We start from the raw sequence: 12929 nt of genomic DNA, 5'->3' as shown, positions 1-12929 counted from the left end.
CTTATTTGGCCGCGATGACCTCGATTTCCAGCAACGCGGAAGGGCTGGCCAGTGCCGCGACCTGAACGGTCGAGCGTGCGACGGTGTTGGGGTTCTCGGCGGTGCCGAAGAACATCTTGAAGCCTTCGTTGATGCTCGGGAAATCCATCTTGCCGCCGAGCTTGGGATCGCCGCCCGCGAAGATCGTCATTTTGAAGATGTCGGACATCTTGTAGCCTTTGGCCTCGAGGATGGCCTTGATCTTGGTGAGGATGCTGACCGTCTGCGTCTTGGTATCGCCCCACTCGGTCGGCTTGGCCGGGTCGACCGGGCTGGCGAGCTGGCCGGAAAGGTAGAAGACCTCCGCACTGGCGGGCACCAGCGCGCCTTGGAGGATGACCGCACCGGCAGGCCCCTTGATCCGGGTGATCTCGGCGGCCTGCGACGGCATGGCAAGGGCGGCAGCGGCCGCGATCGACAGGATGGCGAGGGTCTTGCGCATTGGGGCTCCTCCAGAATTACGGACGGCGGCCTGATATCACCGCGTCGTCGGGATCATGCTGTGGTTCGGGCCGGATCGCCAGCCCGTTTCAACGCCGGGAAGGGGAATGCCCGCCATCGGATTTCCGATGCCGGGCATCCCCTCCCCGGTATGAAAGTGTGTCGCGTCGTTTAGAACTTCAGGCCCACGCGGCCATAATAATAACCGCCCATCACGCCGTAAGGCGAAGTGACAGGGTATTTGGTGATGTAGGCCGTCGAGCTGCTATTGTACTGCGCCGTGCGGAAATCGGCCGGATACTTGTTCGGATATTTGTTGAAGAGGTTGTTGGCGCCGGCCGAGAGGCGCAGGCCCTTGCCGATCTTGGCCGCAACCTCGAGATCGGTGATGAAGGCCGATCCGACATTGATATAGTAATCGGTTGCGGTCACCGGGAAGGTCGTCAGGAAGCCGCTCTTGCCGTAGAAGGACTCGCGCGCGGTCACCTCGAATATGCCGATGCTCCAGAGCGCGCTCAGCGTGGCACGGATCTTCGGCGTGGTGTCGGTCAGGTTCGAGGCGGCATATTTGTCGACCACGCCCTGCGCCGGATTGATGTTGGACGGTGGTCCGCCGATCTTGGTGAGAACCGTCTTGTTGTAGTTCGCCGCCAGCGACCAGTCGATCCGGCCGAGCTTGCCGATCGGGGTCCAGTAGGTGGCGAGGAAGTCGATGCCGCGAGTACGCGAGTCGACGCCGTTGACGAAGCTGTTGATCGAGAGCGAGCCGGATGCGCCGCCGTTGATCGTCTGCACCACCGATGCGATCGGCACGCTGTTATTGGCGAGCGCTGTCAGCACCGCAGGCGAGATCACGCCGGCGCAGCTGCCCTTATAAGCGGCATAGGCCGCCTGAACGTCCATACCGGCAGTGTATCCGTTGGGCAGATATTTGCAGCTGTTCGAATAGCCGGTGAAGCCCGACGACTGCACGATCCGGTCGCGCAGCTTCAGCTGGTAGGCGTCGATCGTCACGGTCATGCGATCGATTGGATGAAGGACGAGGCCGCCGCTGAAGGTGGTGGACTTTTCCGGCTTCAGGCCGCTGAGGCCGAGCGCCTTGGCGCCCGCCGAGTTGGGCGCGAAGATGCCGGACAAGGATGCGACGCTTACGTTGATGCCCGAATAGAAACCTTCTGCCAGGGTGGGGGCGCGGAAACCGGTCGAGACCGTGCCGCGAACCGCGATCGCCGGCGAGATGTCGTAACGGCTGGTCAGCTTGAAGACCGTGGTATTGCCGAAATCGCTATAATGTTCGTGACGGACGGCGCCATCGATCAGCCAGCCCTCGATCGGCTTCAACGACAGATCGATATATTCGGACAGGTTGTTGCGATAATTCTTGCTGGCATTGGCCGGCGCATAGCCGAAGAAGGACTGGATACCGCCGCCGAGGAAGCCCGTGCCGACATAATAGGACGCCGGATCGCCGGCGCGCAGCTCATAGGTTTCGTGACGGTGCTCGACGCCGGCCGCGATGTTGAGCGGCTCGTACAGACCCAGATTGACCTTGTAGGTCGCATCCAGATTGGCGACGAGCTGGGTGTTGACGAACGTACCGTCGAGCACGTTGCTCGGCGAATAGCCCGCCTTCGAGGCCCCGGTCACCGGGTCGTAGCTCGAGGAGTCGTAATACAATGCAGCGTTGGCCGAATCCTCGACATAGACCGCATCGAGATCCTTGCCGTAGCTCAGGCTGCCATCGAGCGTGAAGTCGCCGGTCGTGTATTTGGCGCCGCCGGTGGCGGCATAATCGGTCTCGCGCAGCACTTCGCGTGGCGTGAAGCCGTTGGGGAAGGGAATGTCGCCGGTCGGGGTGTTGGTGTTGACGCTCGCCGCCGCCGACTTGCCGTAGACGACGTTGGGCAGACGATAATTCTGCCAGGTGCTGCCGATACGGCGCGAGTAGGTGCCGAACGAATAGAGTTCGAGCCCGCTGAAGCCGTTATAACCCCAATTGTACATGCCGTTCGTCAGCGTCATCTTGCCGTCGCCGAAGATTTGGTTGACGTACGGATAGTGCGCGATCGTCTTCACGCCGGGATAGCGCGCGAGGATCGTGCGGCCGCCATTATTGCCGGTGTTGGCAGAACCCGACTGGCCGGTATCGACCACGCGCGGATCGACATCGCCGCGAAAGCTGTAATCGTGGAATTTTCGCTCGGCGGTGAGGTTGAGGTACATGTCCTCGATCGGCGCGAGGCCGATATTGCCCATGATGTCGTAGGTCAGGCCGTCGCCGTCGATATATTGGCCGACGGTGGCGTTGACCGTGCCGCCATGATCGGCCTTCTTGAGGATGAAGTTGACGACGCCGGCAATGGCATCGGTGCCGTATTGGGCGGCGGCGCCGTCCTGCAGCACTTCGACATGATCGATCGCGTCTTCGGGGATGAGGCCGATGTCGGGCGCCGCACCGCCGGTCCAGATCGCGTTGGTGACGACGACGTTGGCGGTGCCGTGGCGGCGCTTGCCGTCGATCATGATCAGAGTGTGGTTGGGGTTGAGGCCGCGCAGCTTGATCGAGGGGTGGAAGGCGGTCTGGTCGTTGCCGAATGCCTGCGCCTGGATCGACGGGATATTCTGCGCCAATGCCTGGACCAGATCGGTCTGGCCGACGCGCTTCAGCGCGTCATTGCCGAGCACCTGGATCGGGGCGGCGCTGTCCGACGCCTTGAATCCCGAAACGCGCGTGCCGGTGACGATGATCTCGCTGCCTGCTTCGGCTGGATCGGCAGCCGCCGGTGTCGGGGCCGGATCGGCCGCCCACAAGGCCGATGCGGAACCCAGTAACGCCACCGTCAGCGCGCCGCGTGAAACCATATTCAAACGTGTCATTAAGGACTCCCCCAAGTGCTCTTAAGCGCTTCAGGTTTCCTCTCCGTTTTTGCTATCTTTCGCTACGGTCAAAAATAAGCATAAATCACCACTCGGACAAATAATCCGCGCGAAAAATGCAATGCTACCCCCGGTAATAAGCCCCGTTTCGCACTAGATCCGATCGAATCAGTGCGACGTTACTGATGCTATGGCAGTCACGCCGCCACGCAAGTGCCTACATGCTCCGGTACGAGGAAACGTTATTCATAATGGGTAAATGTATCATTTCTGCAACAAGACCTTCTCCATGGGGACGAAGGACACCATCGTGTCGCCGCAGGGATGCTCGATCGCTTCGTCGGCGCGATATCCATGGGCGGCGTAGAAGGGCAGGCCCGGCAGGGTGGCCATCAGGGCGGTGCGCAGGAAGCCGGCCTCGGCTGCCGCGTCCTCGCATGCCGCAAGCAGCCTGCTGGCGACGCCCTGGCGCTCATAGCCGGGTGCGGTGAAGAAAGCGCGAATACGCGCGGCATCGGTGGCAGGATCGAGCAGGCTGCTGTCGCGATGCCCGGCCTGATCGCCGCCGAACAGGGTCTGCCGCCGGCTCCAGCCGCCGCAGCCGATCATCGCGCCGCCCGGCCGCTCGGCGACGAAATAGGTACCGTCGTCCACCAGATCCGAATCGACGCCGAAGACGTGCGCTACCGCCGCCTCGATCTCGCTTTCGTCATAATGGCCGCGGCTGAGGATGCGGGCCGAGGCCTCGATCAGCGTCTCGATCGCGGGGATTTCGGCGCGCTGCGCCGGACGGATGATCATGTCGATCACGATGGATATCCTGCATCGGCCACGCTCAGGCTGCAGCCCGGCGCGCGCGACCCAGTGTCGCGCCGTCTCGATCAAGCAGAATACCGCATGAAATCAAACCGGCAGCCCCCGTCCGTCGCGGCGCGTAATTGCGCCGCACCGCTGTCCAACGCCGCTGCAAGCGGCATGCCCGAGGGATCCCCTTTTTGCCCGATCCGATGGCGTGCCTGGCGGGGACTGTCGCCCCGCTCCGCCTCATCGCTCTTGCTGAAGGGGAAACGAACGTAAAAGCGGCTGGCTTGCAATTGCAATTTGCGCAATCATGACGCTCGTCAAAGAAGTGTGGTTTTTCGGTCGAAACCGTTGAACGGCGCGACGATCGTACCGTTGACTTTGCCCCGGGCGACCCAACATGCGCAGCCGAAACATTGACGGCCGATTTCCGGGAGGGGCTTTACGTTATCACGGTGGGAGATGCGCCGCTGGAAGCCGTTGACGCCGCCCCGCGCCAAGGCATCCCGCCGATCAGGCGGCGCCTCGACGATCGCTCAAATGCCGAACGAGAAGGACTGATGTGATGGCCGACGCAGAGGATGGCGCGAACAACCAGCCGGCAGGCTATATCCCCGCCAAGGTTTGGGCATGGGACAAGGAGAATGGCGGCCAGTTCGCCAACATTAACCGGCCGGTCTCGGGCGCGACGCACGAGAAGGAGTTGCCGGTCGGCCAGCACCCGTTTCAGCTCTATTCGCTCGGCACGCCCAACGGCCAGAAGGTCACCATCATGCTCGAGGAGCTGCTGGCGGCCGGCTATGCGGACGCCGAATATGACGCGTGGCTGATCAATATCGGCAAGGGCGATCAGTTCGGCAGCGGCTTCGTCGCGATCAATCCCAACTCGAAGATTCCGGCGATGATGGATCATAGTACCAATCCGCCGACGCGCCTGTTCGAAAGCGGATCGATGCTGGTCTATCTCGGCGAAAAGTTCGGCGCTTTCTATCCGACCGAGCATTACAAGCGTGCCGAGACGATGAACTGGCTGATGTGGCAGATGGGCTCGGCCCCGTTCGTCGGCGGCGGCTTCGGTCATTTCTACGCCTACGCGCCGTTCAAGATGGAATATCCGATCAACCGCTATGCGATGGAGACCAAGCGCCAGCTCCATGTGCTCGACACCAATCTGGCGAACCGCGAATATGTGATCGGGGACGAGTACACGATCGCCGATATCGCGATCTACACCTGGTACGGCGCGATCATGTCGAGCGCGTACAATGCGCAGGAATTCCTGTCGGTCCACGAATACAAACATGTGAAGCGCTGGATGGACCTGCTCGAGGCGCGACCGGGCGTGCAGCGCGGGCGGATCGTCAATCGCTCGTTCGGCGATGTTCAGCTTGCCGAGCGCCATTCGGCAAGCGATATCGATGCGGTCTTGAACGCAAAGTCATAAGAGCGGTCCTCGATCGGACCGCCGCAGCGGAAGGATCGAGGATGCGCAATCTCGCGGGCAAAGTCGCGTTCGTCACCGGTGGGGCGAGCGGAATCGGTTTCGGCATGGTGCGTGCCTTCCTCGAGGAGGGCATGAAGGTTGTGATCGCGGATTATAATCCGGCGCACCTTGCCGCCGCCGCCGAGGCGCTGGCGGGGTCTAATGCGGTCCATTTCCTGCAGGTCGACGTCTCCGATCGCGCGCAGCTGCGCGCGGCAGCGGACGAGGCGATATCCGTGTTCGGGCGCATCCACGTGCTGTGCAACAATGCCGGCGTCGCCGGTGGCGGCAATCTCGACGATCCCGATTTCGAGGAATGGGATCGCGCGCTCTCGATCAACCTTGGCGGCGTGGTCAACGGCACCAAGATCATCGTGCCGCTGATCAAGGCGCATGGCGAGGGTGGGCATGTCGTCAACACCTCGTCGATGGCGGGCATGGTGCCGCTGCCCGACATGGGCGCTTATATGACCGGCAAATATGCGGTGCGCGGGCTCACCGAATCGCTGCGCATGCAGCTCGCGCCTGAGGGGATCGGCGTGTCGTGCCTCTATCCCGGCGCGACCAGATCGGCCCTGCTCGACATCCCCGACAATCTCGACGAGGCACCCGACGATTTCACCCGCAAATTATGGGTCGCGCTGCAAGCGGCGATGGAGCCGATCGAGCTTGGCCGCCGCGTCGTCCAGTGCATCAAGGAAAACCGCTTCCACATCCTCACCCACCGCGAATTCCTCGAAGAGGTGAAGGATCGCCATCGCCTGATCGAGGATTCGTTCTGGCAGGATGAAGAGATCAGCGAAGCACGGCTGACCTTCGAAAATCTTCGCCGCGAAACCGCCGATCGGCTGCTGACGATGCCGGCCAAGGATTGAGGCGCTGCCGCCAATTGCCCTCGCGCGACCAGCCCGTTAGTCTCGACGTCAAGTCGGTTCGATAAAAAGCCGAAGAATAAGTGGGAGAGGGTGTTGGCGGATTGTGACGTCCTTATTGTCGGTGCCGGCCCGGTCGGGCTGCTGACCGCGCTGACACTGGCGCAAGCCGGTGCGAAGGTGATGGTGATCGAGGGCAATGCGGCGCCCAACGATTCCCCGCGCGCCGCCTCCTATTTCGCGACCAGCCTGATCGTGTTCCGTGAATTGGGGATATTGGACGAGGTGGATGCACGCGGCATCCATGTCAGCCTGTTCGGCCATCATGTGCCCGAATATGATTTCCATGCCCTGATCTCGATGGAATGCATGAAGGGCATCACCTACGATTATCAGCTCCATGTCGGGCAGCACATCCTGTGCGACATCGTGATCGATCGGCTGCGCCAGCGCGATATGCCGGTGTTGTTCGGACATCGCCTGACGGGGCTGCACGACGATGGCGGACTCGTCCGCGCGACGATCGAGACGGCTGAGGGCGTACAGCAGATCGATGCGCGCTGGGTGATCGGCGCCGATGGCGCGCGCAGCGCGGTGCGCCGGCTGGCCGGGATCGCGTGGGATGGCTTCACCTGGGACAATCACTTCATCGCCACCAACGTCTATTGCGACATGGCGAGCCTCGGTTACCAGCAGGCCAACTTCATCTGCGATCCGGTCAGCGGCGGCGTCGTCGCGCAGCTCGATGCCGAGGGGCTGTGGCGGCTGACCTATTCGGAGGATGCCTGGCTCGAACCCGAAACCTATCGCGATCGCCTGCCCAGCCGTTATCGCGGCTTCATCCCCAAAGGGATGAAATATGAGATCGCCTCGTCATCGCCTTATGCGCTTCACCAGCGTTGCTCGGAGACGCTGCGCAAGGGGCGCATCCTGCTCGCGGGCGATGCCGGGCACACGACCAATCCGTGCGGCGGGCTCGGCCTGACGTCGGGCATGTGGACCGGCGTGGTGCTGGCCGATCTGCTCGGTGCGGTGCTGAAGGGCGACGAGGATGCGGCCATTCTCGATCGCTGGTCGGACGAGCGGCGCCGCATCTTCCTCGACATCGTCAACCCCGGTGCGATCCGCAACAAGGTGATGATGGAGGAACGCGATCCCCTTCAGCGCCGCAAGGATATGGAGGGGGTCAAGCCGATGATCGACAACCCCGAGCTGGCGAAGCTGATGATGTTTTTCCCGTTCCGGGTGATCGGGGATACGCTGCGGGAAGGGTCACGCTGGGCCGGTGTGGATCCGACGATTGCGGCAGGGCTGGAGCTGAGCGAACGTCATTCGCAATTGGCCTAAGAACTCCCTCTCCCATTTCGGGAGAGGGGCTGAAGTAGCGGTAAAAGCGCGAGATTTCGTACTGACGGACGGGCCCTCTCCCAACCCTCTCCCAAAATGGGAGAGGGCTTTTCGGTCACCCCAAGCCCTTCGCCGCAATCCATCCCTCGATCACCGCCACCACATCGTCGCTATTCGTCTCCAGCATCATCGCATGGCCATTGCCGTGCACCCCATGATCCTCGAGCCGCAGATGCTCGGCCTCGGCACCGGCCTGCACCAGATAATCGACCATGCCGTGATTGTCGGCCGCCATCCATGACGCTTCCGCCGTCACCACCACGATCGGCATGCGTGCAAGGTTCGGCAGGCGTCGCGCCGGCTCGGTCTGGACGAAGCAGTCGACCAGATCGGGATGCGGCGCCTTCCGCTTCTCGAAGGTCAGATCGGCCGGATCGCTGACCGGCGGATCATAGGTCAAAGGCGCCGCCGTAATCCCCCACGCCAACGGCCCCGACAGCGCCTGCGCCGGCGGGCCGAGCGGTTCAACCGCGATAAGGCCCTTCACCAGATCGGGCCGCGCATCGGCGATCAGCCAGCCCGGCGGTCCGCCGGCCGAATGCGACAGCAGGATCGCCGGCCCGATCGCATCGAGCAACGCCGCGCCGCCGCGCTGCGCGTCGATATGGGTCTGCGCCATGTTGGCGGGGGCGGGGCCGGTGCCGCACAGGAAATGGTCGAAATACGGATCGCCGGTCTTGCCCGGGCCCGGCCATTTGTCGTGCAGCTTCGCCTGGGGGTAGCGTTCGGGATGCTCCTCGGGCTTGCAGAACATCTCTTCGAGAAAGGTCGCGCCGCCTGCCGGGTTCATCGGGCCGAGCAGGTCGGGATGGTAGGGCGCGCGGCCATGGCCGGGGCGGTCGATCACGTAGACCGCATAACCTGCGCGCACGAACCATTTGGCCCAGCCTTCGCGCCCGTCGGCGGTGCCGAGCATGTCGGTGCCCTGTCCGCCGCCGCCATGGATCATCACGATCGGCAGGGGATGCTTCAGATCCTGCGGGATCCAATATTCGACATAGGTCTGGCCGCGCAGCGTCGGCCCCGAAGACAGCTCGACCCGCTCGGCGCCGACCCAGAAGAAGCCCTGCGCGGCGAGCACCAGCGGCGCCGTGCCGGCGGCATGGAGATCGTGCGGGCGGTAGGATCGGGTCATGCGGGCTCCTTCTCGGCGGGCGATCGGGTCTCGAGGCTCTTGGTGAACATCAAGCGTTCGAGCCGGACGGCGGGATCGCTCGCCATCAACCGCAGCCCGCCGAGCGCCGCCTCGAGCGCATCGGGGGTGCGATTGGCGTGGAAGATCAGGTCCTTGTTGCGCACCGCCTGCGGCGATGTGCGCTCGACGAAGACATCGCGGCGGCTCCGCGCATAATCATCGAGCAGGCTTTCGTCGGCTTCGCCTTTCGCGACGGCGGCGAGCGACGGATACAGCGCGAAAGCATCGAACAGCCCGGAGGTCAGCCCAAGGCCGCCGGTCGGATTGGTCACGTGCGCGGCATCGCCCGCCAGCACCACCCGGCGTGCGCGGAAGCTGGGCGCCGCGCGCTGGTGCATCCGGTAAGGTGCGGCGCGGTCGATCCGGTAGGGGCCGTCATACGGCAGGAGTTCGCGGTAGGCCGCCGGGATGCGGTTCGCATAGTTCGCTTCGGGCAGGCTGGCATCCTCCATGAAGGTGCACCGCCACAGGCCGGTATCGTCGAGCTTGACGATCACCGCGCCGAAGCGATCGTCGATCACCATCGTCGTCAGCGGATAGCCGGCCGCCTCGAAATCGAACCACACATTGGTGGCGATAAAGCGTTCGGGCCAGGTGATCCCATCGAACGACAGGCCCACCGCCTTGCGTACGGTGCTGCCGCCCCCATCCGCACCGACCAGCCAGCGCGCGCGGATCGGCTCGTCGGCGCCTTCGACATAAGCGGTGACGCCCGTGTCGTCCTGTTCGATCCGTTCCAGCCGCGTACCGAAGCGGACGCGCGCATTGGGGTATGCAGCCAGATGCTTTGCCGCAATCTCGGCAAGGCGATGCTGGCCGAGATGAATGTTGTACGGGTGGCGCGTGCGCCCCTCCAGTACCGAGAGATCGTAGCGGATCCGCTCGCCGGTCGATCGCACGAGATAGCAATAATCCTGCTTGATCAGCCCCGCTTCGCGACCATCGTCGAGCAGGCCCAGCCGTTCGAGCCCGTCGAGCACCGACCAGTGATAGACCGCCGCGCGCGGCGAATCGCCGATATCGCGCTCGGCTTCGATCAGCTCGACTTCGAGCCCCGCGCGCGCCAGCCCGAGCGCGGTGACGAATCCGACCGGCCCGCCGCCGACGACGAGGGCGTCAGCCATGGGTGCGGCCGAGGATCTCGGCATCGTCCTGGCCCAGGATCGGCGGCGCCGTCACGTCGAGCGCGCGTTCGCCGTCGAACGACACCGGGAAGCGCACGCTGCGCCATTCGCCGCCCTTGGGGTGCGGCGCGGTGACCTCCATCTGCAGATGCTGCGCCTGATCCGATTGCAGCGCCTCTTGCGACGACAGGACCGGCGAATGCGGCACCTCCAGCGCCAGCAATCGCTCGCGCCATTCCTCGCGGCTTTTGGTCGCGAAGATCGGCGCCAGCAGCGCCACGACTGCATCGTAATTGGCGATGCGTGCGGTGCGATCGGCGAATTGCGGCCGGCTCAGCATATCGGGCAGGCCGACCGCCTCGGCCAGATTCTCCCAGAATTTGACCGGGGAGGACATATGCAGCGCGATCCAGCCGCCGTCCGAACATTGGAAGACATAGGATTGGGAGACGTGCGGGCGGCTATACGGCCCCATCACCTGATCATCCGAGAGGTAATGGGTGAAATCGTCGAGGTTGAAGTGCATCATCGCCTCCAGCATCGACACCTCGACCAGCCGGCCCTTGCCGCTGCGGTGGCGCTCATGGAGCGCACCGAGCGCACCATAAGCGGCGTAGAAGCCCGTCATCGCATCGGCGATGGCCGGGCCGACGACGCGGGGATGTTCGGGATTGACCAAGAGCCGCAGGAAACCGCTCGCTGCCTGCGCGACCGTATCGAAGGCGGGGCGGTCCCGGCCCGGCCCATCGGGGCCGAAGCCCGAGATCGAGACGTAGATCAGGCGCGGGTTGAGCGCGCGCAGGCGCTTGGCGTCGACGCCAAGCCGGTCGGCCACGCCGGGGCGGAAATTCTGGATGAAGATGTCGGCGTCGGCGATCAGCGCATCGAACGCCGCCAGATCTTCCGGCAGCTTGGTGTTGAGCCGGATGCTCTTCTTGTTGCGATTATAGGTCTGGAAATGCGGGCTATAGAGTTCGCCGCGGAACGCGCGGAACGGATCGCCATCGGGATGCTCGATCTTGACGACATCGGCACCCATGTCGGCGAGCAGCATGCCGGCCGCCGGGCCGGTGATGAACGTGCCCATCTCGAGCACCCGCACATCCTCCAGCACCTTCGCCATTCCTTGCCTCTCCGGTTTGTCGTTGGGCGCAGGGATAGCGGGCGGGGCTCGTCTTGCGAAGGGGTGGCGTGGCGGCTTAGGCCATGCTGAACCAGAGGAGGACGAGGATGCGTATCGGCAAGCAGGATAATCCGTTCACCGCGATTGCGACCTCGGATGCCGAGACGATCACCGTGCGCGGCCGCGATCTGTGTCGGGATCTGATCGGCAAGGTCGACTTCACCCGTTATTTCTGGCTGCTCGTCACCGGGGTCGAGCCCGACGACAGGCAGCTCTTCCTCGCCAATGCCGTGCTGGTGGCGATCGCCGAGCATGGCCTGGTACCGAGCGTGGTCGCGGCGCGGATGACCTATGCCGCCGCACCTGAGGCATTCCATGGCGCGGTCGCCGCGGGCTTGCTCGGCTGTGGTTCGGTCGTGCTGGGTTCGGCCGAGGTGGCGGGGCGTCTCCTGTCCGAACTGGTCGCGAACGGTACGGCGGCGGAGGAGGGGGTTCGCGCGCTGCGCGCGGAGCGCAAGCCGATCCCCGGTTTTGGTCACCCCCAGCATTCGGGTGGCGATCCGCGCGCCAACCTGCTCCTCGCGCTCGCCGCGGAACAGGGCATGGAGGGTGCCCATATCGCGAAGCTCCGCGAGATCGAGGCGGCGATTCCGGCAGTGCTCGGCCGCTCGCTGCCGATCAACGTCAATGGTGCGATCCCGGCGGTGATGCTCGATGCGGGCTTCCCGCTCGCCGCGCTCAAGGGGATTTCGCTGCTCGCGCGCACCGCCAGCCTGATCGGTCATCTGCAGGAAGAGAGTGAGCGGCCGATCGGCTTCATCCTCTCGGGCAAGGCGGCCGAGGCGATCGACTATGATGGGCCGTCATCCAAATAGAAATTGTAGCGGCGCAACCCGAATGTGATAAATTCCGTAGAGAAGAGCATTCAATATGTGAGGGGATAAACATGGCCAAGCTGCCGAGCCGTCTGCACCACACTGCTTATGTCACCCGCGATCTGGAGGCGACGCGCGCCTTCTACGAGGATCTGATCGGCCTGCCGCTGATCGCGACGTGGTGCGAGGTGGACGAACTGTGGGGTGCCGAGCGCACCTACTGCCATTGCTTCTTCGGCATCGGCGACGGCGGGGCGCTCGCCTTCTTCCAGTTCGCCAATCCAGCCGACCAGGAATTGTTCGGGCCGAAGATGCCCGAATCGCCGTTCCACCACATCGCGCTCAACGTCGATGCCGAGACGCAGGATGCGATCGAGGCGCGGCTGAAGGCGGCGGGCTATGACCTGCCGAATTTCTACGTGCTCGAGCATGGCTATTGTCGCTCGATCTATGCGGTCGATCCCAACGGCATGACGGTGGAGTTCACCCGCGACGCCGAGAAGGCCGATCAGATCAATGCATTGCGCAAGGCCGACGCACATAGCGAACTCAAGCGCTGGCTGGCGGGCGACCACAGCATCAACAACAATTTCCGCCATGAGGATGAGATGGCGGCGTAAGAACATCGTCGCCCCTGCGCAGGCAGGGGTCCATGTCTGTTCCAACGAGTAATGCCTTGGAGGATAGAGAGA

Annotated in this window: 11 protein-coding genes; 5 read left to right on the top strand and 6 right to left on the bottom strand. The window is 63.6% G+C overall.

Going from position 1 to position 12929, the window contains the following annotated elements; genetic code table 11:
- Position 1: 1 nt before the first annotated feature.
- The 3 genes from AB4Z44_RS11635 to AB4Z44_RS11625 form a co-directional block, all read right to left on the bottom strand.
- Positions 2–481, bottom strand: a complete 480-nt coding sequence (locus tag AB4Z44_RS11635; RefSeq protein WP_404714189.1) for a Rid family hydrolase — start codon at positions 479–481, stop codon at positions 2–4.
- Between the two features lie 170 nt (positions 482–651).
- Positions 652–3357 (bottom strand): TonB-dependent receptor plug domain-containing protein, encoded by a 2706-nt coding sequence (locus tag AB4Z44_RS11630; RefSeq protein ID WP_404714188.1) that lies wholly within the window; start codon positions 3355–3357, stop codon positions 652–654.
- Positions 3358–3621: 264 nt separating this feature from the next.
- Positions 3622–4158 carry a GNAT family N-acetyltransferase gene (locus AB4Z44_RS11625; RefSeq protein WP_404714218.1) on the bottom strand — a complete coding sequence of 179 codons (537 nt, stop codon included), beginning with the start codon at positions 4156–4158 and terminating at the stop codon, positions 3622–3624.
- Positions 4159–4723: 565 nt separating this feature from the next.
- On the opposite strand from AB4Z44_RS11625, the gene yghU reads away from it, so the two are divergent.
- The 3 genes from yghU (at position 4724) to AB4Z44_RS11610 (ending at position 7860) form a co-directional block, all read left to right on the top strand.
- A complete protein-coding gene (gene yghU, locus AB4Z44_RS11620) occupies positions 4724–5602 on the top strand; it encodes a glutathione-dependent disulfide-bond oxidoreductase (protein ID WP_404714187.1) in 879 nt (292 codons plus the stop codon).
- Between the two features lie 41 nt (positions 5603–5643).
- The gene (locus tag AB4Z44_RS11615) at positions 5644–6516 is read left to right on the top strand and encodes an SDR family oxidoreductase (protein ID WP_404714186.1); all 873 of its coding nucleotides are present in this window, start codon (positions 5644–5646) and stop codon (positions 6514–6516) included.
- A gap of 93 nt (positions 6517–6609) precedes the next feature.
- A complete protein-coding gene (locus AB4Z44_RS11610; protein ID WP_404714185.1) occupies positions 6610–7860 on the top strand; it encodes an FAD-dependent oxidoreductase in 1251 nt (416 codons plus the stop codon).
- 115 nt (positions 7861–7975) lie between these two features.
- Here AB4Z44_RS11610 and AB4Z44_RS11605 read toward each other — a convergent pair whose 3' ends face one another.
- Genes AB4Z44_RS11605 through AB4Z44_RS11595 form a run of 3 tightly spaced genes read right to left on the bottom strand, consistent with a single transcriptional unit; the run spans position 7976 to position 11362 of the window.
- A complete protein-coding gene (locus tag AB4Z44_RS11605) occupies positions 7976–9055 on the bottom strand; it encodes an alpha/beta hydrolase (RefSeq protein ID WP_404714184.1) in 1080 nt (359 codons plus the stop codon).
- Positions 9052–10239, bottom strand: a complete 1188-nt coding sequence (locus tag AB4Z44_RS11600; protein ID WP_404714183.1) for an FAD-dependent oxidoreductase — start codon at positions 10237–10239, stop codon at positions 9052–9054. Before AB4Z44_RS11600 ends, AB4Z44_RS11605 begins: the two co-directional genes overlap by 4 nt.
- On the bottom strand, positions 10232–11362 hold the full coding sequence (locus AB4Z44_RS11595) for a CaiB/BaiF CoA transferase family protein (protein ID WP_404714182.1): 1131 nt from the start codon (positions 11360–11362) through the stop codon (positions 10232–10234). The genes AB4Z44_RS11600 and AB4Z44_RS11595 overlap by 8 nt, the downstream gene beginning before the upstream one ends.
- 107 nt (positions 11363–11469) lie before the next feature.
- Here AB4Z44_RS11595 and AB4Z44_RS11590 point away from each other — a divergent pair, with 107 nt between their 5' ends.
- A complete protein-coding gene (locus tag AB4Z44_RS11590) occupies positions 11470–12237 on the top strand; it encodes a citryl-CoA lyase (protein ID WP_404714181.1) in 768 nt (255 codons plus the stop codon).
- A gap of 71 nt (positions 12238–12308) precedes the next feature.
- Entirely contained in the window at positions 12309–12857 is a 549-nt protein-coding gene (locus tag AB4Z44_RS11585) for a VOC family protein (RefSeq protein ID WP_404714180.1), read from the top strand.
- Positions 12858–12929: the final 72 nt, after the last annotated feature.

The sequence above is a fragment of the Sphingomonas sp. MMS24-J13 genome, assembly GCF_044905095.1.
Classification (GTDB): domain Bacteria; phylum Pseudomonadota; class Alphaproteobacteria; order Sphingomonadales; family Sphingomonadaceae; genus Sphingomonas_I.
The sequence above is the reverse complement of the archived record's forward strand: the minus strand, read 5'-3'. Positions and strand labels throughout refer to the sequence as shown.

Excerpts from the sequence above, each read along its gene's own strand:
- AB4Z44_RS11635 (WP_404714189.1), bottom strand. The coding sequence starts at position 481 with ATGCGCAAGACCCTCGCCATCCTGTCGATCGCGGCCGCTGCCGCCCTT.
- AB4Z44_RS11630 (WP_404714188.1), bottom strand. The coding sequence starts at position 3,357 with ATGACACGTTTGAATATGGTTTCACGCGGCGCGCTGACGGTGGCGTTA.
- AB4Z44_RS11625 (WP_404714218.1), bottom strand. The coding sequence starts at position 4,158 with ATGATCATCCGTCCGGCGCAGCGCGCCGAAATCCCCGCGATCGAGACG.
- yghU (WP_404714187.1), top strand. The coding sequence starts at position 4,724 with ATGGCCGACGCAGAGGATGGCGCGAACAACCAGCCGGCAGGCTATATC.
- AB4Z44_RS11615 (WP_404714186.1), top strand. The coding sequence starts at position 5,644 with ATGCGCAATCTCGCGGGCAAAGTCGCGTTCGTCACCGGTGGGGCGAGC.
- AB4Z44_RS11605 (WP_404714184.1), bottom strand. The coding sequence starts at position 9,055 with ATGACCCGATCCTACCGCCCGCACGATCTCCATGCCGCCGGCACGGCG.
- AB4Z44_RS11600 (WP_404714183.1), bottom strand. The coding sequence starts at position 10,239 with ATGGCTGACGCCCTCGTCGTCGGCGGCGGGCCGGTCGGATTCGTCACC.
- AB4Z44_RS11595 (WP_404714182.1), bottom strand. The coding sequence starts at position 11,362 with ATGGCGAAGGTGCTGGAGGATGTGCGGGTGCTCGAGATGGGCACGTTC.
- AB4Z44_RS11590 (WP_404714181.1), top strand. The coding sequence starts at position 11,470 with ATGCGTATCGGCAAGCAGGATAATCCGTTCACCGCGATTGCGACCTCG.
- AB4Z44_RS11585 (WP_404714180.1), top strand. The coding sequence starts at position 12,309 with ATGGCCAAGCTGCCGAGCCGTCTGCACCACACTGCTTATGTCACCCGC.